The sequence below is a fragment of the Pseudomonas sp. App30 genome (assembly GCF_047947025.1).
In the GTDB taxonomy this organism is placed as follows: Bacteria; Pseudomonadota; Gammaproteobacteria; order Pseudomonadales; family Pseudomonadaceae; genus Aquipseudomonas.
The window spans coordinates 4,171,282-4,194,588 of record NZ_CP133165.1 but is presented as its reverse complement, the minus strand read 5'-3'; the positions used below and the strand labels follow the sequence as shown (position 1 = coordinate 4,194,588).

General features: G+C 65.2%; 11 protein-coding genes. 7 read left to right on the top strand and 4 right to left on the bottom strand.

From position 1 onward, the window contains the following. Both waaF and glnE read right to left on the bottom strand, forming a co-directional pair. Entirely contained in the window at nucleotides 1-1,050 is a 1,050-nt protein-coding gene (gene waaF, locus RAM80_RS19560) for a lipopolysaccharide heptosyltransferase II (protein WP_416422097.1), read from the bottom strand. A gap of 135 nt (nucleotides 1,051-1,185) precedes the next feature. Then, nucleotides 1,186-4,125 (bottom strand): bifunctional [glutamate--ammonia ligase]-adenylyl-L-tyrosine phosphorylase/[glutamate--ammonia-ligase] adenylyltransferase, encoded by a 2,940-nt coding sequence (gene glnE / locus RAM80_RS19555; protein ID WP_416422096.1) that lies wholly within the window; start codon nucleotides 4,123-4,125, stop codon nucleotides 1,186-1,188. 380 nt (nucleotides 4,126-4,505) lie between these two features. Between glnE and aceE the strand changes: the two genes are divergently transcribed. The 5 genes from aceE (at nucleotide 4,506) to msrA (ending at nucleotide 14,171) form a co-directional block, all read left to right on the top strand. After that, complete coding sequence (aceE, locus tag RAM80_RS19550; protein WP_416422095.1) at nucleotides 4,506-7,151, top strand: pyruvate dehydrogenase (acetyl-transferring), homodimeric type; 2,646 nt, start codon at nucleotides 4,506-4,508, stop codon at nucleotides 7,149-7,151. Nucleotides 7,152-7,162: 11 nt separating this feature from the next. Then, entirely contained in the window at nucleotides 7,163-9,121 is a 1,959-nt protein-coding gene (aceF, locus tag RAM80_RS19545; RefSeq protein ID WP_416422094.1) for a dihydrolipoyllysine-residue acetyltransferase, read from the top strand. An 819-nt stretch (nucleotides 9,122-9,940) separates the two neighbouring features. Continuing rightward, nucleotides 9,941-10,222 carry a DUF3077 domain-containing protein gene (locus RAM80_RS19540; RefSeq protein ID WP_416422093.1) on the top strand — a complete coding sequence of 94 codons (282 nt, stop codon included), beginning with the start codon at nucleotides 9,941-9,943 and terminating at the stop codon, nucleotides 10,220-10,222. A gap of 513 nt (nucleotides 10,223-10,735) precedes the next feature. Continuing rightward, nucleotides 10,736-13,426 (top strand): EAL domain-containing protein, encoded by a 2,691-nt coding sequence (locus RAM80_RS19535; protein WP_416422092.1) that lies wholly within the window; start codon nucleotides 10,736-10,738, stop codon nucleotides 13,424-13,426. 85 nt (nucleotides 13,427-13,511) lie between these two features. After that, a complete protein-coding gene (gene msrA, locus RAM80_RS19530; protein WP_416422091.1) occupies nucleotides 13,512-14,171 on the top strand; it encodes a peptide-methionine (S)-S-oxide reductase MsrA in 660 nt (219 codons plus the stop codon). A 166-nt stretch (nucleotides 14,172-14,337) separates the two neighbouring features. On the opposite strand, the gene RAM80_RS19525 is transcribed toward msrA, so the two are convergent. Next, entirely contained in the window at nucleotides 14,338-15,174 is an 837-nt protein-coding gene (locus RAM80_RS19525; RefSeq protein WP_416422090.1) for a 23S rRNA (adenine(2030)-N(6))-methyltransferase RlmJ, read from the bottom strand. A gap of 73 nt (nucleotides 15,175-15,247) precedes the next feature. Next, the gene (putP, locus tag RAM80_RS19520; RefSeq protein WP_416422089.1) at nucleotides 15,248-16,735 is read right to left on the bottom strand and encodes a sodium/proline symporter PutP; all 1,488 of its coding nucleotides are present in this window, start codon (nucleotides 16,733-16,735) and stop codon (nucleotides 15,248-15,250) included. A 394-nt stretch (nucleotides 16,736-17,129) separates the two neighbouring features. Between putP and putA the strand changes: the two genes are divergently transcribed. After that, nucleotides 17,130-21,083, top strand: a complete 3,954-nt coding sequence (gene putA, locus RAM80_RS19515) for a trifunctional transcriptional regulator/proline dehydrogenase/L-glutamate gamma-semialdehyde dehydrogenase (protein WP_416422088.1) — start codon at nucleotides 17,130-17,132, stop codon at nucleotides 21,081-21,083. Nucleotides 21,084-21,216: 133 nt separating this feature from the next. Continuing rightward, nucleotides 21,217-23,019, top strand: a complete 1,803-nt coding sequence (locus RAM80_RS19510; protein WP_416422087.1) for an acyl-CoA dehydrogenase — start codon at nucleotides 21,217-21,219, stop codon at nucleotides 23,017-23,019. Nucleotides 23,020-23,307 lie beyond the last annotated feature (288 nt).

The following is a 23,307-nucleotide window of genomic DNA, read 5'->3' as shown; positions in this document are numbered from 1 at the left end:
TTAATCGACCCCGACCGTCAGTTCGACCGTGGCCGGCCCTTCCAGCTTCTGCAGGGCATCGGACACCCGTTGCGGCTCCAGCAGGCGCAGGCAGTTGTAGTGGCCGAAGCGGCAGGTGCGGTCAAAGCACGGGCTGCAATCCAGGCCCAGGCGCACCACTTCCACCTGGTCGGCCAGCGGCGGCGTGAAGCCCGGCGAGGTCGAGCCGTACACCGCCACCAGCGGGCGGTTCAGCGCCGCGGCCACGTGCATCAGGCCCGAGTCGTTGGACACCACGGCGTCGGCGCAGCTCATCAGGTCGATGGCCTCGGCCAGCGAGGTCTCGCCGCTGAGGTTCACCGACTCTTCGCGCAGGCCCGGGATCAGCCGGCCGCGGATTGCCTCGCCCACCGGGTGGTCCTTCTTCGAGCCGAACAGCCACACCTGCCAGCCTTCGCGGATTTTCATCTCGGCGACCTTGGCATAGTGCTCCGACGGCCAGCGCTTGGCCTCGCCGAACTCGGCACCGGGGCACAACACCAGCAACGGCCGGTCCAGCACCAGGCCGAACTTGGCCAGGGCCGCGTCGCGGCTGGCCGGGTCGATGCGCAAGGTGGGGCGCGGGTACGGCTTGGGCAGCTCGGCGCCGGGCTCGAAGGCCAGGGCCATGAAGCGTTCGATCATCAACGGGTACCGGGCCTTGTCCAGGCGCCGCACGTCATTGAGCAGGCCATAGCGCAGCTCGCCACGCCAGCCGGTGCGCTTCGGGATGCCGGCAAAGAACGGCACCAGCGCCGACTTCAGCGAGTTGGGCAGCAGGATCGCCTGGTCGTACTGCCCCTTCAGCGACTTGCCGATGGTGCGCCGCGTGGCCAGTTCCAGCGCGCCGTGGCCGAGCGGGAAGCTCAAGGCCTGGCGCACTTCGGGCATGCGTTCCAGGATCGGCCGGCTCCACTCGGGCGCCAGCACATCGATCACACAGTCGGGGTGGCGCACCTTGAGGCACTGGAACAGTGTCTGCGCCATCACCATGTCGCCGACCCAGCTGGGTCCAATGATCAGAATTTTCATGCTTTTTCCAGAAACGACCGAGGAGGCAGCAGGCCGTTGGTGTACAGCCTGGCCTCCCCGTCTTGTCTTTTGGTCAGGCGCAGATTGACCGCCTGCGCCCCTTTCAGGCCTTCCAGGCCTCCCAGCCCTGCTACATCAACTCAAGCCCATTTCGGCCCAAATGCGCAGCACTTCCCTACGCTGGGCGACAAACTGATCCCCGCCGATCACCCCGGCCTGCTTCTGCAGGGCCTGGCGGTGGGCGGCCGAGCGGTAGGCCTTGTAGGCTTCACGCAACAGGCTCGCGTCGGTGGCGGGTATCAACCCGGCCTGCTCGAGCCCTTCCAGAATGCGGATATTATCGGTGTATTTCAGCAACGCCGGATAATCCCTGGACCACGCCAGGGCCGCGTATTGCACCATAAATTCAATATCGACGATACCACCGGCGTCCTGCTTGATATCGAACGGCGCCCCTGGCTCGAAGGCGTTGGCCCCGGTGCCGGCGGCAGTGGCCTTGGTGCCCAGGTTGTCGCGCATCTTGGCGCGCATCTCGCTGACTTCGGCGCGCAGCTTGGGCAAATCGCGCTCGCGGCCCAGCACCTGCGCGCGCACCTGCTCGAAGGCGGTGCCCACGTGCTTGCAGCCCACCAGAACCCGCGCGCGCACCAGCGCCTGGTGCTCCCAGGTCCAGGCTTCGTGCTCCTGGTAACGGCCGAAGGCGGTCAAGGAACTGACCAGCAAGCCCGCAGCGCCCGAGGGCCGCAGGCGCATGTCCACCTCGTACAACTGCCCTGAGTTGGTCTGGGTGGTGAGCAGGTGAATGATGCGCTGGCCCAGGCGGGTGAAGAACTGCGCGCCGTCGATGGGCTTGGCGCCATCGGTCTCGGCGGTGGGGTCGCCGTCGTGGATGAACACCAGGTCCAGGTCCGAGCCGTGGCCCAGCTCGATGCCACCGACCTTGCCATAGCCGACGATGATGAAACCCGGGTCGCAGGGGCTGCCGTCGGCCCGCTGGGGCAGGCCGTGGCGCGCCACGGTCTGGCGCCAGGCCAGCATGAAGACTTGTTCAAGAATGGCCTCGGCCAGCCAGGTCAGGTAGTCGCTGACCTTCATCAGCGGCAGGCTGCCGGCGATTTCCGAGGCCGCCACGCGCAGGCTGTGGGCCAGCTTGAAGTGGCGCAGGGCCTCCATCTGCTGCTCCAGGTCGTCCTCGGGGATGCGCGTCAGCCGCTCGCGCAGCTCGGCGGCCAGTTCCGGCGCCAGCGGCGGATTGAACAGCCGGCCTTCGTTCAGCAGCTCGTCCAGCAACAGCGGGTAGCGGGCGATCTGCTCGGCAATCCACGGGCTGGCGGCACACAGGGTCAGCAAGCGGCGCAGGGCACCGGGGTTTTCGGTGAGCAGCACCAGGTAGGCGGAACGCCGGGCCACGGCCTCCACCAGCGGCAGCACGCGCTCCAGCACCAGGTCCGGGTTGTCGTGTTCCACGGCCTGGGCCAGCAGGCGCGGGATGAACGCGTCGAGGCGCTCGCGGCCGATGCGCTGCATGGCGCGCAGCTGCGGGCTGGCACGCAGGCCGGCCAACTGCCGCAGGGCCTTGCTCGCGTCGCTGAAACCGGCGTCCTGCAGCTGCCGGCAGGCCGCCTCTTCGTCCTGCACGTCTTCCCACAGCGGCAGCCACTCGCCGCCCACTACCACCTCGCCTTCGTCGCCCTCGTCTTCATCGGGGTCGGCGATGACCTGGCGGAAGTGCCAGTCGATACGGCCGCGCCAGTGCATCAGGCGCTCGTGGAAACTGTTCCAGTCAGCGAAGCCAAGCATGAAGGCGATGCGCGCCTGGTCGGTTGCGCCGTCGGGCAGCATCTGCGTCTGGCGGTCGGCGATGGCCTGGATGGCATGCTCGGTGTAGCGCAGGAACTCGTAGCCCTCGCGCAATTCGGCGATTACCGCAGGCGGCAGGTAACCCTGGCCTTCCAGGGTGGCCAACACCTTGAGCAACGGCCGCTGCTGCAGGCTGAGGTCGCGGCCGCCGTGGATCAGCTGGAACGCCTGGGCGATGAACTCCACCTCGCGGATGCCCCCGGCGCCCAGCTTGATGTTCTCGGCCATGCCCTTGCGCCGCACCTCCTGCTGGATCAACTGCTTCATGGTGCGCAGCGCCTCGATGGCGGAGAAGTCCAGGTAGCGGCGGTACACGAACGGCCGCAGCATCTCCAGCAACTGCGCGCCGGCCTGCTGGTCGCCGGCCACCACCCGCGCCTTGATCATGGCGTAGCGTTCCCAGTCGCGGCCCTGGTCCTGGTAGTACTGTTCCAGGGCGTTGAAGCTCAGCACCAGGGCGCCGGCCGAGCCGTAGGGGCGCAGGCGCATGTCGACGCGGAATACGAAGCCATCGACGGTCACCGGGTCCAGCGCCTTGATCAGCCGCTGGCCCAGGCGAATGAAGAACTCCTGGTTGTCCAGCGGGCGCTTCACGCCCTCGGTCTCGCCGCCCTCGGGGTAGGCGAAGATCAGGTCGATGTCCGAGGACAGGTTCAGCTCCACTGCCCCCAGCTTGCCCATGCCCAGGATGACCATCTGCTGCACTTCGCCCGTGCGCCGCCCCTTGGGCACGCCGAACTGGTCGCAGTGACGTCTATACAACCATTTATATGCTTCATCTATTGCAGCGTCGGCCATGTCGGACAAATCGCGGCAGGTTTGCACCAGGTCGGCCTGGCGCGTCAGGTCGCGCCAGATGATGCGCACCTGCTGGCGCGCGCGCTGGCGGCGCAGCTGGCGGCCCAGTTCATCGTCGCTGCCGGCGGCGGCCACGGCGGCGGCAAGCTGTGCGCGCAACTCGCCGGCGGCGAAGCTGCGGTCCAGTTCGCCGCTGGCCACCAGGTCAAGCAGCAGCGCGGGCGTGGCGCTGGCCTGCTGGATGACGAAGTCGCTGGCGGCGCACACATGGTCGAACGCCTGCCAGGTCGCGGCAGGCCAATTGGCCAGCTCGCCGGCACGTTCGGTAGTGGCCACGGCGGCTTCGAAGGTCTGGCGATTGCGCGCAACAAGTTGCGTCAAAATGGCCGGCAATTGCACCGTTGTTGGCAGGCTCATGGTCTATCCTTGATCGGCGTGCGAAGGGGGTTGCACGGCACCGGGCGTTTGATTCGCGCCGGTTGGACTGTCGTACAAAAGTTAGAAATAGCTGAAAATTCGTATTTCCTGGCAGAAAGCATCGCACTCAACCTTTCGAGGACTTGTTTTTAACCCACGTTATCGATTTTTCTCACAACGGGACAGGTGGCCAAAAGCCCTCTGCCTGTAGTTTTACTACGATGGTCGCAATGTCAACGCATGAAATGACGAACGATTTGTAGTAAAACTACACGACGCCGGCACAACCCCCGGTAATCCAAGAATCTATATCGTCTGCCCACAAGGCCGTCGCAAACTCAGGCTTCGATTCTGGAAGCCTTTCCGCCCTGGAGCAAGCCATGCAAGACCTCGATCCCGTCGAAACCCAGGAATGGCTGGACGCCCTGGAGTCGGTTCTCGACAAAGAAGGCGAAGACCGCGCTCACTACCTGATGACTCGCATGGGCGAGTTGGCCACCCGCAGTGGTTCGCAACTCCCCTACGCAATCACCACGCCGTACCGCAACACCATTCCTGTCACCCACGAAGCACGCATGCCTGGCGACCTGTTCATGGAACGCCGCATTCGCTCGCTGGTGCGCTGGAACGCCATGGCAATGGTTATGCGCACGAACCTCAAGGATTCGGACCTGGGCGGTCACATCTCCAGCTTCGCTTCCAGTGCGACCCTGTATGACATCGGCTTCAACTACTTCTTCCAGGCCCCGACCGACGAGCACGGCGGCGACCTGATCTACTTCCAGGGCCACACCTCGCCAGGCGTCTACGCCCGCGCGTTCATGGAAGGCCGCATCACCGAAGACCAGATGAACAACTTCCGCCAGGAAGTGGACGGTCAGGGCCTGTCGTCCTACCCGCACCCTTGGCTGATGCCTGACTTCTGGCAGTTCCCGACTGTATCCATGGGCCTGGGCCCGATCCAGGCGATCTACCAGGCACGCTTCATGAAGTACCTGGAGCACCGCGGCTTCATCCAGCCAGGCAAGCAGAAAGTCTGGTGCTTCCTGGGCGACGGCGAGTGCGACGAGCCCGAATCCCTGGGCGCCATCTCCCTGGCCGGCCGCGAGAAGCTGGACAACCTGATCTTCGTCATCAACTGCAACCTGCAGCGCCTCGACGGCCCGGTTCGCGGCAACGGCAAGATCATCCAGGAACTGGAAGGCGTGTTCCGCGGCGCCCAGTGGAACGTTACCAAGGTCATCTGGGGCCGTTTCTGGGACCCACTGCTGGCCAAGGACGTCGACGGCATCCTGCAACGCCGCATGGACGAAGTCATCGACGGCGAGTACCAGAACTACAAGGCCAAAGACGGCGCCTTCGTACGTGAGCACTTCTTCAACACGCCTGAACTCAAGGCGATGGTTGCCGACCTGTCCGACGACGAGATCTGGAAGCTCAACCGTGGCGGCCACGACCCGTACAAGGTCTACGCGGCGTACCACGAAGCGGTCAACCACAAGGAACAACCTACCGTCATCCTGGCCAAGACCATCAAGGGTTACGGTACCGGTGCGGGCGAAGCGAAGAACACCGCGCACAACACCAAGAAGGTCGACGTCGACAGCCTGAAGCTGTTCCGTGACCGCTTCGACATCCCGGTCAAGGATGAAGAGCTGGAAAACCTGCCGTTCTTCAAGCCAGAGCCAAACAGCGCCGAGGCCCGTTACCTGGCCGACCGTCGCAACGCACTGGGCGGCTTCGTGCCACAGCGTCGCGCCAACAGCTTCAGCGTGCCGACCCCGCCACTGGATACCCTGAAGGCTATCCTGGACGGCTCGGGCGACCGTGAAATCTCCACCACCATGGCCTTCGTGCGCATCCTGGCGCAGCTGGTCAAGGACAAGGAAATCGGCCCGCGCATCGTCCCGATCATTCCGGACGAAGCCCGTACCTTCGGTATGGAAGGCATGTTCCGCCAGCTGGGCATCTACTCTTCCGTCGGCCAGCTGTACGAGCCAGTCGATAAAGACCAGGTGATGTTCTACAAGGAAGACCAGAAAGGTCAGATCCTTGAAGAAGGCATCAACGAAGCGGGCGCCATGAGCTCGTTCATCGCTGCCGGTACCTCGTACTCCAGCCACAACCAGCCAATGCTGCCGTTTTACATCTTCTACTCGATGTTCGGCTTCCAGCGTATCGGCGACCTGGCCTGGGCCGCTGGCGACAGCCGTACCCGTGGCTTCCTGATCGGCGGCACCGCCGGCCGTACCACCCTGAACGGTGAAGGCCTGCAGCACGAAGACGGTCACAGCCACATCCTGGCTGCCACCATCCCGAACTGCCGCACCTATGATCCTACCTACGGCTACGAGCTGGCGGTGATCATCCAGGACGGCATGAAGAAGATGACCGAAGAGCAGCAGGACGTCTTCTACTACATCACCGTGATGAACGAGTCCTACCAGCAGCCAGCCATGCCGGCCGGTGTCGAGGAAGGCATCGTCAAGGGTATGTACCTGCTGGAAGAAGACAAGAAAGAAGCGGCCCACCACGTACAACTGCTGGGTTCGGGCACCATCCTGCGCGAAGTCCGCGAGGCGGCGAAGATCCTGCGCGAGCAGTTCAACGTCGGCGCCGATGTGTGGAGCGTCACCAGCTTCAACGAACTGCGTCGCGACGGCCTGGCCGCCGAGCGCTTCAACCGCCTGCACCCAGGCCAGAAGCCTCGCGCCACCTACGTCGAAGAGTGCCTGACTGGCCGTAAAGGTCCGGTCATCGCCTCTACCGACTACATGAAGCTGTTCGCCGAGCAGATCCGTCAGTGGGTTCCGTCCAAGGAATTCAAAGTCCTGGGTACCGATGGCTTCGGTCGCAGCGACAGCCGCAAGAAGCTGCGTCACTTCTTCGAAGTCGACCGCCACTTCGTCGTGCTGGCTGCCCTGGAAGCCTTGGCTGATCGTGGCGACATCGAACCTAAAGTGGTGGCCGAGGCCATCGTGAAGTTCGGTATCGACCCCGAGAAACGCAACCCACTGGACTGCTGAGGAGAATTTTCGTGAGCGAGATCATTCGCGTACCTGACATCGGCAGCGGTGAGGGTGAAGTAATTGAATTGCTGGTGAAGGTTGGCGACCGCATTGAAGCCGACCAGAGCCTGCTGACCCTGGAGTCGGACAAGGCGAGCATGGAAATCCCTGCTCCCAAGGCCGGCGTGGTCAAGGCCATCAAGGTCAAGCTGGGCGACCGCCTGAAAGAAGGCGACGACGTACTGGAGCTGGAAGTCGAGGGTGCTGCCGCAGCACCCGCGGCGCCTGCGCCTGCCGCTGCCGCCCCTGCTGCTGCGCCACAAGCAGCAGCCCCTGCGCCTGCTGCAGCACCGGCCCCGGCCGCTGCTGCCGCCAGCAAGGACGTACACGTGCCGGATATCGGTTCGTCGGGCAAGGCCCAGATCATCGAGATCTCGGTCAAGGTCGGCGACACCGTCGAGGCTGATCAGTCGCTGATCACCCTGGAATCGGACAAGGCCAGCATGGAAATCCCATCGCCGGAAGCCGGCGTGGTCGAAAGCATCAGCGTCAAGCTGAACGACGAAGTGGGTACCGGCGACCTGATCCTGGTGCTGAAGGTGGCGGGCGCTGCCCCAGCCGCCGCACCGGCCCAGGCTGCTGCACCTGCTGCTGCCGCTCCAGCACCTGCCGCCGCCCCGGCGCCGGCCGCTGCTGCCGCGCCTAGCGTGCAGGACATCCACGTGCCGGACATCGGCTCGTCGGGCAAGGCCAAGATCATCGAGCTGTCGGTCAAGGTCGGCGACAACGTCGAAGTCGACCAATCGCTGATCACCCTGGAATCGGACAAGGCCAGCATGGAGATCCCGTCTCCTGCCGCAGGCGTGGTCGAGAGCATCAGCGTCAAGCTGGACGACGAAGTCGGCACCGGCGACCTGATCCTCAAGCTGAAAGTCGCAGGCGCAGCCCCCGCTGCTGCCCCGGCCCCAGCTGCCGCACCGGCCGCCGCCGCGCCTGCCGCAGCCCCTGCTGCCAAGGCCCCGGCCGCCCCAGCCCCTGTCGCTGCCGCCCCGGCTGCCGCGTCGGGCGCCAAGGTTCACGCAGGCCCGGCGGTTCGCCAGCTGGCCCGCGAGTTCGGCGTCGAGCTGAGCGCTGTCAGCGCCACCGGTCCACACGGCCGTATCCTGAAGGAAGACGTTCAGGCCTACGTGAAGTCGATCATGACCAAGGCCAAGGAAGCCCCTGCTGCTGCAGCCGGCGCTACCGGCGGCGCCGGCATCCCGCCGATCCCGGTCGTGGACTTCAGCCGCTTCGGTGAAATCGAAGAAGTGCCGATGACCCGCCTGATGCAGGCCGGTGCCACCAACCTGCATCGCAGCTGGCTGAACGTGCCGCACGTCACCCAGTTCGACCAGGCTGACATCACCGAGCTGGAAGCCTTCCGCGTCGCGCAGAAAGCCGTGGCCGAGAAGGCTGGCGTCAAGCTGACCGTGCTGCCGCTGCTGCTCAAAGCGTGCGCCCACCTGCTCAAGGAGCTGCCGGACTTCAACGCGTCCCTGGCCCCGAGCGGCAAGGCCATCATCCGCAAGAAGTACGTCAACATCGGCTTCGCGGTAGACACCCCTGAAGGCCTGCTGGTACCGGTCATCAAGAACGTCGACCAGAAGAGCCTGCTGCAACTGGCTGCCGAAGCCGCGGCCCTGGCTGAAAAAGCCCGGACCAAGAAGCTCTCGGCAGACGACATGCAGGGCGCGTGCTTCACCATCTCCAGCCTCGGCCACATTGGCGGCACCGGCTTCACGCCGATCGTCAACGCGCCGGAAGTGGCGATCCTGGGCGTGTCCAAGGCCACCATGCAGCCTGTGTGGGACGGCAAGGCCTTCCAGCCCAAGCTGATGCTGCCACTGTCGCTGTCCTACGATCACCGCGTGATCAACGGCGCCGCGGCCGCGCGCTTCACCAAGCGCCTGGGCGACCTGCTGACCGACATCCGCACCATGCTGCTGTAAACCGCTGTTCGCCGCCTCCCCGCGTGGGGGGCGGCCTGTTTTTTCCGAGCGCCACGCTCGTACCTCAACCCCGCCAATTTGGCGGGGCTTTTTTTTGCTTTTAAAACGGCGCGCCACCCATCCAATGGCGAACAAACAAGGCTGACGGTGGAGATGTCACTGGCATGATTGGCCCGAAACAAACTGTGGGAGCGGGCTCTGCCCGCGAAGCGCCGCGCGGGCGGCGCTCGATTGTGTGAACACTGAAAATCTCAAGCGCACACTTCAGAGGCCCACCAAAATCCCTGTAGCCGCTGCCGAAGGCTGCGCTGGCCCTCATTTACACTGGAGATCTTCAGCGTTCACGCAGGCCAGCGCATGTCGTGGGGCCTGGAGGTGTGCGCTTGGGATTTTCGGCGCCCATCACACCGCACGGCGCTTCGCGGGCAGAGCCCGCTCCCACAGTTGTTTCGGGCGTGCACAGTCAGTGGCCTCTCCACCGTCCGCCTTGTTTGGCCGACTGAAGATCGGCGAGATCAATTTTTAGTGGCGGATATTTCCCAACAATCCAGACCATCCACGATTGACCCTGCCGAACTCACCCCCTATCCTCGCCTCCGTCACGACCCATTCGTGATGAGGTTTGACGGCCTCGAAAATCAACAAAGTCCCATCGCAGATTTCGGACGCGCACGCGCTCGTCCACGCGTTATGGCGGCTGTGCGCGGGGCACCTTCGGGTGCGCCGGGTTTGTTGGTTCCTCCGGTCCGTCAACCTGCGTACAGCTGCCACCTATTCGTTTGACGGCGACAGGTGGCGGCAAAACTTGAGGAACTGACCATGAACATGACTTCAGACGCATTGACCACGCTCGCCATCCCCTTCGGACATACATCTTCCGGCAACGCGCTTTTCAGCGTGCAACCAGGCATCCCACTACACGAAGCCCTCGAACACCTCGCCGCCAACCTCGCAAACATGGCCGTATTGTGTGACGAGGCATGTGACGCAGATACGAGGACAACTCGAGCCTTGAACCAAATCATGGGCCAACTGATCGACAGCAGCAGCGGCTTGCTGGCGGCTGCGCTGGAAGGATTGGATCAAGCAGCGCAAAGCTAGGCGTTGTAGTTTCTGCCGCTGGGCTGCGCTGACCCTCGCTTATACTGGAGATCTTCAGGGTTCACGCAGGCCAGCGCAGCCTGGCGGCAGCGGCTACGGGTTGTGGTGGGGCCTTGGAGGTGTGCGCTTGGGATTTTCGGCGTTCGTCAGACCGCGCACCGCCCGCGCGGCGCTTCCCCGCCTGACGCGCAAGCCCGGTCCTACATCTGTTTCGGGCGTGCACAGTCGGTGGCATCTGCGCAGTCCGCCTTGGTGGCAGGGCAACAAATTGGGGTTGCCCCAAGTGATTTCGCTTCAGAACCACCCGGTCTCTGGCGCCAACAAAACCGCCACAAACACTGATTTTCACTGGAAATTGAAGTATCGAACCGCACTGCCGATAACGATACAGGCACGGAGCCACTGTATTGCTTGTCAGCCTGAGCGCCATGATGCAACCTTGCCACATGCGCCCGGAAACCTGAGGGTTTGTACCCGCCCGCGCACGACCAGCACTCTTGAAGCGAGCTCCCCATGAAAAGCCAACCCGATGCCGCCAGCCGTATGGCGGCCGAGGTAGTGACGCAGTTACCGGTGCCTTCGCGCCTCGGTATGCTGCGTTTCGAACGGCTGAATGAAGCCAATTGGGCTCTGCTGTTCCTGGACCCCAACTGCGAGCGCCAATTTGGCCTGCCCGCGGCGGAGCTGTGCGCGCTGGTCGGTTCGCCCTACGCCAGCCTGATGGAGCCCGAGGCTCGCTACCAACTGCACGACGCCATCCAGCTGCAGCTGGCCAGCAAGCCCCATTACCTGGTGCGCTACACCCTGCACACCTCGGCAGGCCCGCTGGCGCTGCTGGAGCTGGGCGAGCCCTACAAGCAGCACAACCGCCAGCTGCTGCGCGGCTACCTGCTGGTGATCGACGACCTGCTGGGCGATCTACTACCCGGCCAGGGCGACCTGGAATCGCAGAACAACCGCCTGCAGATCGCCCTGGAGCTGAACCAGCGCGCCCAGCAAGAGCAACTGCAACACCTGGACCGCGTGCGCGCCCAGCAGGACCTGATCCTGCGCCTGGCCCGCCAGCGCTACAGCACCAACAACCCGATGCTCGAAGCGGCGCAGTTGATCACCCGCAGCGCCTGCGAAATCTACGACATCGGCGGCGCCAGCCTGTGGAACCTGAACGACCAGCGCATGGAGCCCATCGCCGCCTACGACGGCCTCAAGGGCGAATACCGGCCGTTGCAACCCATCGACGTCAGCCGCTACCCCGATTACCTGGAGGCGCTGCACACCAGCCGCGCGGTGGACGTCAACGACACCGCCTTCGACCCGCGCACCCACGAGATGGTCGAGAGCCTGCGCGCGCGCGACATCAACGCCATCCTCGACGCCAGCATCCGCATCGACGGCCAGGTGGTGGGCGTGCTGTGCCTGGAACAGACCGGCGAAACCCGGCCCTGGCAGTCCGACGAGATCGCCTTTGCCGGCGAGCTGGCCGACCAGTTCGCCCAGGTCATCAACAACCACAACCGCCGCGCCGCCACCAGCGCCCTGCACCTGTTCCAGCGCGCGGTGGAACAGAGCGCCAACGCCTTCCTGCTGGTGAACTGCGACGGCGTGGTGGAGTACGTGAACCCCAGCTTCACGGCCATCACCCAGTACAGCACCGAAGAGGTCCACGGCCAGCGCCTGTCGCAGCTGCCGGCCCTGGAGAACCTCAGCGAAATTCTGTTCGACGCCCCCGGCAGCCTGGCCAACAGCAACAGCTGGCAGGGCGAGTTCAAGAGCCGCCGCAAGAACCTGGAACCCTACTGGGGCCAGCTGTCGATTTCCAAGGTGTACGGCGACAACCGCGAGTTGACGCATTACATCGGCATCTACGAAGACATCACCCAGAGCAAGCTGGCCCAGCAGCGCATCGAGCGCCTGGCCTACACCGACAACCTCACCAGCCTGGGCAACCGGCCGGCGTTCATCCGCAACCTGGACGAGCGCTTCGCCCGCGACAGCGACACCCCCATCAGCCTGCTGCTGGTGGACATCGACAACTTCAAGCGCATCAACGACAGCCTCGGCCACCAGACCGGCGACAAGCTGCTGATCAGCCTGGCCCGGCGCCTGCGCAACAGCCTGAGCCCGACCGGCAGCCTGGCGCGCTTCGCCAGCAACGAGTTCGCCGTGCTGCTGGACAACACCGACCTGGAAGCCGGCCAGCAGACCGCCGTGCAGGTGCTCAAGACCCTCGACAAGCCGATGTTCGTCGACAACCAGCTGATCAACGTCACCGGCTCCGTGGGCCTGGCGTGCGCACCGCTGCACGGCCGCGACCCGCAGACCCTGATGAAGAACGCCGGCCTGGCGCTGCACAAGGCCAAGGCCAACGGCAAGCACCAGGTGCAGGTGTTCACCGAGGCGCTGAACGCCGAGGCCAGCTACAAGCTGTTCGTGGAAAACAACCTGCGCCGCGCCCTGACCCAGAACGAGCTGGAGGTGTTCTACCAGCCCAAGCTGTGCCTGCGCACCGGGCGCCTGCTGGGCATGGAGGCGCTGCTGCGCTGGAACCACCCGGAAAAGGGCATGATCCGCCCCGACCAGTTCATCAGCGTGGCTGAAGAAACCGGCCTGATCATCCCCATCGGCAAATGGATCGCGCGCCAGGCCTGCCGCATGACCAAGAGCCTGATCGCTGCAGGGCTAGGCCGCCTGCAGGTGGCCATCAACCTGTCACCCAAGCAGTTCTCCGACCCGGACCTGGTGGCGTCCATCGCCCACATCCTCAAGGACGAAGACCTGGACCCGGCGCTGCTGGAGCTGGAACTCACCGAAGGCCTGCTGCTGGAAGCCACCGACGACACCCACCAGCAGCTGGACCAGTTGAAGGCGCTGGGCCTGACCCTGGCCATGGACGATTTCGGCACCGGTTATTCGTCGCTCAGCTACCTGAAGAAATTCCCGATCGACATTCTCAAGATCGACCGCAGCTTCATCCACGAGATTCCCGACAACCAGGACGACATGGAGATCACCTCGGCGGTGATCGCCATGGCCCACAACCTCAAGCTCAAGGTGGTGGCCGAAGGCATCGAGACCGCCGAGCAGCTGAATTTCCTGCGCCGCCACCGCTGCGACGTGGGCCAGGGCTACCTGTTCGACCGCCCTATCCCCAGCCACGAGCTGCTGCGCCGCCTCAAGCGCTACCCACGCGGCCCCGGCGCCTGACATCGGCGCCACTCTCGGGCAAACTACCGGGCTATCAATAGATGACCACCCAGGTTATCCACACCTGCCTTCAGGGGAATGGGACATGGTTCTGCGCTCGGAGATTCTTGTGAACAAAAACGTCTTGCCCACCGCTGCCCAGGCCCTGCCTGGCCGTGAAACCGCCATGACCGTGCCCACCGAGCACTTCGTCAACGGCCGCACCCTGACCGGGCCGTTCCCGGAGGGCCTGGAAGTGGCCATCCTGGGCATGGGTTGCTTCTGGGGCGCCGAGCGCCTGCTGTGGCAACAGCCAGGCGTGTACACCACCGCCGTGGGCTACGCCGGAGGCATGACGCCCAACCCTACTTATGAAGAAACCTGCTCGGGCCTGACCGGCCACAGCGAAGTGGTGCTGGTGGTGTTCGATCCAAAGGAAACCAGCTACGAGGCACTGCTCAAGCCGTTCTGGGAATCCCACAACCCTACCCAGGGCATGCGCCAGGGCGGCGACATCGGCACCCAATACCGCTCGGTGATCTTTGCCACCACGGCTGAGCAGCTGGCTGCGGCCGAGGCCAGCAAGGCCGCGTACCAAGAGGAACTGACCAAGGCCGGCGAAGGCGCGATCACCACTGAAATCGCCGAAGCGCCGACCTTCTACTACGCCGAGGCGTACCACCAGCAATACCTGGCCAAGAACCCCGAGGGTTACTGCGGCCTGGGTGGCACCGGCGTGTGCATGCCGCCTTGGTTGAACCGCTAACTACGCCTATTGCGTAGCCGCTGCCGCCAGGCTGCGCTGGCCCTATGCCCCACTGGAAACCTCCAGTGTTCACACCGGCCAGCGCAGCCTTCGGCAGCGGCTACGATCTCGGGGCCCGGCACCTCTGTAGCAGCGGCCGCAAGGCCGCGTCACAGGCGCCGCCGAATCACTCGGCGATCAGCCAGTCCATCTGCCAGCTGCCCTGGGTCTGGCCCAGCTTCTCGGCCAGCCACGGCAGCAGCTCGCGCAGTTCCTCTTCCAGGCCCCACGGCGGGTTGGCGATGGCCAAGCCCGAACCGTTCAGGCTCTGCGGCGTATCCACCGGGTGCACCAGCAGCTCCACGCGCAACAACTTTGGCGCGCCGCTGCCGGCCAGGTCCTGGTAGAAGCGCTTCAGCGCACGCTGGTCCTTCACCGGGTACCAGATGGCTGCCACGGTCTGGCGCATGCGCCCTACCGCCTCTTTCAGCGCCTTGGCGCAACGCTGCATCTCGTCCAGCTGCTCGAACGGCGGGTCGATGAGCATCACCGCGCGCTTTTCCGGCACCGGCAGCAGGGCCCGCGGCACGTGCCAGCCCTCGCCCAGGTGCACGGCCACGCGGCGGTCGCCCTTCATGTTGTCTTTCAGCAGCAGGCCGTCGGCCGGGTGCTTCTCGTTGAGCTGCACGCGGTCCTGCGGGCGGGTCAGGCGGCGGGCCACCTCGGGCGAACCGGGGTAGTAGCGCAGCTCACCGTCGGGGTTCATGTCGCGCACCAGGCCCATATAGTCGGCGGTCAGCGCCGGCAGGTCATCGGCCTGCCACAGGCGGGCGATGCCTTCCAGGAACTCGCCGGTACGGCTGGCCTGGTCGCCACGCAGGTCGTACAGACCAATGCCGGCGTGGGTGTCCAGGTAGGCAAAGGGCTGCTCCTTGCGCGACATCAGCGCAAGCAGGCGGCTCAAGACCAGGTGTTTGAAGACGTCGGCGTGGTTGCCGGCGTGATAGGCGTGACGATAGTTCATGGCAACTCCTGCAAGGCCCGGGAGTTTACCTCGGGGCGGCCCTGCAACCCAAGGCTGCAGGGCCGCGATCCGATCATTTGCCGGCGTGGTAGGCCGCGCTGGAGGCGTCGAAACGGTCACGCACGGCCAGCGACGGCGCCTTGCCGAGCACGCTGACCAGCCAGATGGCCAGGGTAGCGAAGGCAAAGCCGGGGATGATCTCGTACAGCGGCACCGGGCTGAACTGCTTCCACAGCACCACCGTTGCCGCGCCCACGACGATACCGGCCAGGGCGCCATTGCGGGTCATGCCCCGCCACAGCACCGACAGCAGCACCACCGGCCCGAACGCCGCGCCAAAGCCGGCCCAGGCGTAGCTGACCAGGCCCAGCACGCGGTTCTCCGGGTTGGCGGCCATGGCGATGGCCACCAGCGCCACCAGCAGCACCATGCCGCGCCCCACCCACACCAGTTCGCGCTGGCCGGCAGCCTTGCGCAGGAAGGCCTTGTAGAAGTCTTCGGTCAGGGCACTGGAGCACACCAGCAGCTGGCAGCTCAGGGTGCTCATCACCGCCGCCAGGATGGCCGACAGCAGCACGCCGGCCACCCAGGGGTTGAACAGCAGCTTCGCCAGTTCGATGAACACCCGCTCGTGGTTGTCGCTGACCGGCCCGGCCAGCTCCGGGTGCGCGGCGAAATAGGCGATACCGAAGAAGCCCACGGCCACAGTGCCGCCCAGGCACAGGATCATCCAGGTCATGGAAATGCGCCGGGCCTTGGCGATGGATTTCACCGAATCGGCCGCCATGAACCGCGCCAGGATGTGCGGCTGGCCGAAATAGCCCAGGCCCCAGCCCAGCAGCGAGACGATGCCGATGAAGCTGGTATTGCGCAGCATGTCGAAGTGCGCCGGGTCCTGGGCGGCAATGGCCAGGAAGGTGGTATCGACGCCGCCGGTGGCCAGCACCACGACGATGGGCGTGAGGATTAGGGCGAAGATCATCAGCGTCGCCTGCACGGTGTCGGTCCAGCTCACCGCCAGGAAGCCACCGACGAAGGTGTAGGCAATGGTCGCCGCCGCGCCGGCCCACAGGGCGGTTTCGTAGCTCATGCCGAAGGTGCTTTCGAACAGCCGCGCGCCGGCGACGATGCCCGAGGCGCAGTAGATGGTAAAGAACATCAGGATCACCACCGCCGAGATCACTCGCAGCAGGCCGCTGCGGTCTTCGAAGCGGCTGGCGAAGTAGTCCGGCAGGGTCAGGGCGTCGCCGCAGTGCTCGGTTTGCACCCGCAGGCGGCCAGCCACGAACAGCCAGTTGAGGTAGGCGCCGACGATCAGGCCAATGGCGATCCAGCTTTCCGACAGCCCGGATAGGTAGACCGCGCCAGGCAGGCCCATCAGCAGCCAGCCGCTCATGTCCGAGGCGCCGGCCGACAGCGCCGTGACCACGCTGCCCAGGCTGCGCCCGCCCAGGATGTAGTCGGAGAGGTTGTTGGTGGCGCGGTAGGCCATGAAGCCGATCAGCACCATGGCGAGGATATAGACCACGAACGTGATCAAGGTGGGGTTGCTCGCACCCATCGGGGAAACTTCCTTTTAGTTGTTGTTATGTAGCAACCACCGGGTTGCACCTTTTTGCACGGAGGCTGATGCCCCGGGAAAGGGTTGCACCAACGAAGTGCATTTTGGTGCGATCAGCGGACAGGGCGCAACCAAAATGGCCTGCAAGTTGCACCTTGTTACACAACAGCCGGCTGCCGCCCGCAAAGCCTTGCTTCTGCTTCCTTTGGGAGCATTGGGCGCGCGCCGCGCACTGCCGTTGTGCAGATTCGCCACACAAAAAAAGCAAGTCGATGACAGGTGCAACTTTTCATCGAAATACGGGTTGCACCTAGTTGCACCCTACCGTGAGCAACGGCTAATCTTGCCGCCGGCTTTATTGCCACACCTACGTGGCCTTGATGAGGACAAGAAATTGGCGACGACCACCCTGGGGGTCAAACTTGACGACCCTACCCGCGAGCGACTGAAATCAGCTGCGCAGTCCATCGACCGCACCCCGCACTGGTTGATCAAGCAGGCGATTTTCAATTACCTGGAAAAGCTCGAGGGTGGCGCCACCCTGCCTGAACTCAACGGCCAGCCACATTCGGCCAACGACGACGCCGGCGACCTGCAGGCCGACCACGCCCACCAGTGCTTCCTGGAGTTCGCCGAGAGCATCCTGCCGCAATCGGTGCTGCGCGCGGCCATCACTGGCGCCTACCGCCGCCCCGAACCCGAAGTGGTGCCGATGCTGCTGGAGCAGGCGCGCCTGCCCGCCGCCATGGCCGAGGCCACCAACAAGCTGGCCGCCGGCATCGCCGAAAAACTGCGCAACCAAAAGAGCGCCGGCGGCCGTGCCGGCATCGTCCAGGGCCTGCTGCAGGAATTCTCCCTGAGCTCCCAGGAAGGCGTGGCGCTGATGTGCCTGGCCGAAGCGCTGCTGCGCATCCCCGACAAGGGCACCCGCGACGCGCTGATCCGCGACAAGATCAGCAACGGCAACTGGCAGCCGCACCTGGGCAACAGCCCGTCGCTGTTCGTCAACGCCGCCACCTGGGGCCTGCTGTTGACCGGCAAGCTGGTGTCCACGCACAACGAAGCGGGCCTGACCTCGTCCCTGAGCCGCATCATCGGCAAGAGCGGCGAGCCGATGATCCGCAAGGGCGTCGACATGGCCATGCGCCTGATGGGCGAGCAGTTCGTCACCGGCGAAACCATCGCCGAAGCCCTGGCCAACGCCAGCAAGTTCGAAGCCAAGGGCTTCCGCTACTCCTACGACATGCTCGGTGAAGCCGCGCTCACCGAGCACGACGCGCAAAAGTACCTGGCTTCCTACGAGCAGGCCATCCACTCCATCGGCAAGGCCTCCCACGGCCGCGGCATCTATGAAGGCCCGGGCATCTCCATCAAGCTGTCGGCGCTGCACCCGCGCTACAGCCGCGCCCAGTACGAGCGCGTGATGGACGAGCTGTACCCGCGCCTGCTGTCGCTGACCCTGCTGGCCAAGCAATACGACATCGGCCTGAACATCGACGCCGAGGAAGCCGACCGCCTGGAGCTGTCCCTGGACCTGCTCGAGCGCCTGTGCTTCGAACCGCAGCTGACTGGCTGGAACGGCATCGGCTTCGTGATCCAGGCCTACCAGAAGCGTTGCCCGTACGTGATCGACTACGTCATCGACCTGGCGCGCCGCAGCCGCCACCGCCTGATGATTCGCCTGGTGAAGGGCGCCTACTGGGACAGCGAGATCAAGCGCGCCCAGGTGGAAGGCCTGGAAGGCTACCCGGTGTACACCCGCAAGGTGTACACCGACGTTTCCTACATCGCCTGCGCACGCAAGCTGCTGTCGGTGCCGGAAGTCATCTACCCGCAGTTCGCCACGCACAACGCCCACACCCTGTCGGCCATCTACCACATCGCTGGTCAGAACTATTACCCCGGCCAGTACGAGTTCCAGTGCCTGCACGGCATGGGCGAACCGCTGTACGAACAGGTGGTAGGCAAGGTCGCCGATGGCAAGCTGAACCGTCCGTGCCGCGTGTACGCACCGGTCGGCACCCACGAAACGCTGCTGGCCTACCTGGTACGCCGCCTGCTGGAAAACGGCGCCAACACCTCGTTCGTCAACCGCATTGCCGACACCTCCATTTCCATCCAGGAACTGGTGGCCGACCCGGTCAGCACCATCGAACGCATGGCCACCCAGGAAGGCACCACCGGCCTGCCGCACCCGCGCATTCCGCTGCCGCGTGACCTGTATGGCAGCGAACGCGCCAACTCGGCCGGCATCGACATGGCCAACGAACACCGCCTGGCGTCGCTGTCGTGCGCGCTGCTGAGCACCGCCCACACCGACTGGAAAGCCGCGCCCATGCTGGGCTGCGACGCCAGCACCGAAGTGGCCCAGGCAGTGCTGAACCCGTCCGACCACCGCGACGTGGTCGGCCACGTGCAGGAAGCCACCGTCGCCGACGTCGACAACGCCATTCTGTGCGCCATGAGCAACGGCCCGATCTGGCAGGCCACCCCGCCGGCCGAGCGCGCCGCCATCCTGGAACGCGCCGCCGACCTGATGGAGGCCGAGATCCAGCCGCTGATGGGCCTGCTGGCCCGCGAGGCCGGCAAGACCTTCGCCAACGCCATCGCCGAGGTGCGCGAGGCCGTGGATTTCCTGCGCTACTACGCGGTGCAGGCCCGCAACGATTTCAGCAACGACGCCCACCGCCCCCTAGGCCCGGTGGTGTGCATCAGCCCGTGGAACTTCCCGCTGGCGATCTTCACCGGCCAGGTCGCCGCGGCGCTGGCCGCCGGCAACCCGGTGCTGGCCAAGCCGGCCGAACAGACCCCGCTGGTGGCAGCCCAGGCCGTGCGCCTGCTGCTGGAAGCCGGCATCCCCGAGGGCGTGGTGCAACTGCTGCCGGGCCGCGGCGAAACCGTGGGTGCGCGCCTGGTAGGTGACGAGCGCGTGAAAGGCGTGATGTTCACCGGTTCCACCGAGGTGGCGCGCCTGCTGCAACGCAACATCGCCGGGCGCCTGGACAGCCAGGGCCGGCCGATCCCGCTGATCGCCGAAACCGGCGGCCAGAACGCGATGATCGTCGATTCCTCGGCGCTCACCGAGCAGGTTGTCATCGACGTGGTGTCATCGGCCTTCGACTCCGCCGGCCAGCGCTGCTCGGCCCTGCGCGTGCTGTGCCTGCAGGAAGACTCCGCCGACCGCGTGATCGAAATGCTCAAGGGCGCCATGGCCGAATCGCGCCTGGGCAACCCCGAGCGCCTGTCCGTGGACATCGGCCCGGTGATCGACGCCGAAGCCAAGGCCGGCATCGAGAAGCACATCCAGGGCATGCGCGACAAAGGCCGCGCCGTGTACCAGGTGGCCATCGCCGACGCCGAGGAAGTGAAGCGCGGCACCTTCGTGATGCCAACGCTGATCGAACTGGACAGCTTCGACGAGCTGCAACGCGAAATCTTCGGCCCGGTGCTGCACGTGGTGCGCTACAGCCGCAAGAACCTCGACCAGCTGATCGAGCAGATCAACGCCTCCGGCTACGGCCTGACCCTGGGCGTGCACACCCGCATCGACGAGACCATCGCCAAGGTCATCGACAACGTCAACGCCGGTAACGTCTACGTCAACCGCAACATCGTCGGCGCCGTGGTGGGCGTGCAGCCGTTCGGCGGCGAAGGCCTGTCGGGCACCGGCCCGAAAGCCGGCGGCCCGCTGTACCTGTACCGCCTGCTGTCCACCCGCCCTGAAGGCGCCATCGAGCACACCTTCAAGCGCGCCGACAGCGAAGCCGCCCCCGACGTGCGCCTGCGCGACGCCATGGCCAAGCCGTTGCAAGCCCTGCAAGCCTGGGCCGGCAGCAACCAGCACGCGGAACTGGCCACCCTGTGCGGCCAATTCGCCCAGCAGTCGCAAAGCGGCGTGACCCGCCAGCTGACAGGCCCTACCGGCGAGCGCAACAGCTACAGCATCCTGCCGCGCGAACACGTGCTGTGCCTGGCCGACCAGGAAGCCGACCTGCTGGTGCAACTGGCCGCCGCCCTGGCCGTGGGCAGCACCGCCGTATGGCCGGAAGGCGAGATCGCCAAACCGCTGCGCGCGCGCCTGCCGAAGGAAGTACAGGCTCGCATCCAGCTGGTGCCGGAGTGGACCAAGGACGAAGTGGTGTTCGACGCCGTCATCCACCACGGTGACTCCGACCAACTGCGCGCGGTGTGCCAGCAAGTGGCCAAGCGTGCCGGCGCCATCGTTGGCGTGCAGGGGCTGTCCCACGGCGAAAGCAACATCGCCCTGGAGCGGCTGGTGATCGAACGTGCGTTGAGCGTGAATACCGCTGCGGCGGGGGGGAATGCCAGTTTGATGACCATCGGCTGATAGCTGCAACACCGAGAAGGCGCCCCACGGGCGCCTTTTTTTTGCCTGCGTTCCATCATCACCGCCATCTATCTTGCTGTTCCCCACCCCACCTCGCTTCTACACTCGGCGCATCAAATAAAAGGATGCCGCCATGTCCGAGACCCTCCTCAGCGCCCGCAACCTGGCTTTCGAGCTGTACGAAGTGCTGGACGCCGAAAGCCTGACCCAGCGCGAGCGCTTCGCCGAGCACAACCGCGAGACCTTCGACGCTGCCATCAGCACCGCGCGCAGCATTGCCGAGAAGTATTTTGCGCCGCACAACCGCAAGGCCGACGAGAACGAGCCGCGCTATGAACATGGCGCCGCGGTGCTGATCCCGGAAGTGAAACCCGCAGTGGATGCCTTCCTGCAGGCGGGCTTCCTCAACGCCGCCCGTGCGTTCGAGGACGGCGGCATGCAGCTGCCGACCCTGCTGTCCCAGGCCTGCTTCGCGCATTTCCAGGCCGCCAACGCCGGCAGCACCTCGTACCCGTTCCTGACCATGGGCGCCGCCAACCTGATCGAGAGCTTCGGCAGCGACGAGCAGAAGCGCCGCTTCCTGCAACCGATGATCGACGGGCGTTTCTTCGGCACCATGGCGCTCACCGAGCCGCACGCCGGCTCGTCGCTGTCGGACATCCGTACCCGTGCGGAGCCTGCCGCCGACGGCAGCTACCGCCTCAAGGGCAACAAGATCTTCATTTCCGGCGGCGACCACCCGCTGTCCGAGAACATCGTGCACCTGGTGCTGGCCAAGCTGCCGGACGCGCCGCCGGGGGTGAAGGGTATTTCGCTGTTCATCGTGCCCAAGTTCCTGGTCAACGACGACGGCAGCCTGGGCCCGCGCAACGACGTGCTGCTGGCCGGGCTGTTCCACAAGATGGGCTGGCGCGGCACCACCTCCACGGCGCTGAACTTCGGCGATAACGGCAACTGCGTCGGCTACCTGGTGGGCAAACCGCACCAGGGCCTGGGCTACATGTTTCAGATGATGAACGAGGCACGCATCGGCGTCGGCATGGGCGCAGTGATGCTGGGCTACGCCGGCTACCTGTACTCCCTGGACTATGCCCGCGAACGGCCCCAGGGCCGCCTGCCCGATGCCAAGGACCCGACCACCGCGCCGGTGGCGATCATCAACCACGCCGACGTGCGGCGCATGCTGCTGACCCAGAAAGCCTACGTGGAAGGCGCCTTCGACTTGGGCCTGTACGCCGCGCGGCTGTTCGACGACACCCTGACCGGCGAGAGCGACGAGGTGCGCCGCCAGGCCCACGAGCTGCTGGACCTGCTGACGCCTATCGTCAAATCCTGGCCGTCGGAGTTCTGCCTGAAGGCCAACGAACTGGCGATCCAGATCCTCGGGGGCCACGGCTACACCCGCGAATACCCGGTGGAACAGTACTACCGCGACAACCGCCTGAACCCGATCCACGAAGGCACCCATGGCATCCAGTCGCTGGACCTGCTGGGCCGCAAGCTGGCACAGAACGGCGGCGCCGGGCTCAAGCAGTTGATGCGCCTGATCAGCCAGACCTGCGAGCGCGCCCAGGCGCATGACTCGCTGAGCGCCCTGCGCCAGCCGCTGGAAACCATGTTGACCGCGCTGCAAGGCGTGACCCTGGGGCTGCTGGGCGATTTGGCCAAGGGGCAGGTCACCGGCACCCTGGCGAACTCGGCGCTTTATTTGAAGGTGTTCGGCCATACGGTGATTGGCTGGCGCTGGCTGGAGCAGGCGATTCGGGCGCAGGAGGGGCTGGACAGGGGTAACGCCGTGGATCGCGAGTTCTACCAGGGCAAGCTGCAGGCAGCGCGGTATTTCCTGACGTGGGAGCTGCCGGCCTGTCATCACGACCTGCATTTGCTGCAGAGCCGGGACGATACTTGCCTGGGGATGGCTGACAGTTGGTTTTAGGCGCGTGATCGATGACGCAGCTTTCGGCAGCTGCTACGGGGGCACCGCGTAACGGGGTTCCTGTAGCAGCGGCCGCAGGCCGCGTCCGCAGGCGCCGCGCATTCCCAGGCATAACGCGCCGCAGCCGGACGCAGCCTGGCGGCAGCTGCTACGCGGATTCGGCGTAGCCGCTGCCGAAGGCTGCGCTGGCCCTTCTCCACGCTGAAAATCTTCAGTGCACGCCGGGGCCAGCGCAGCCTGGCGGCAGCGGCTACAGCAGTCGCGCCCATCGCACACATAGCAGCATTG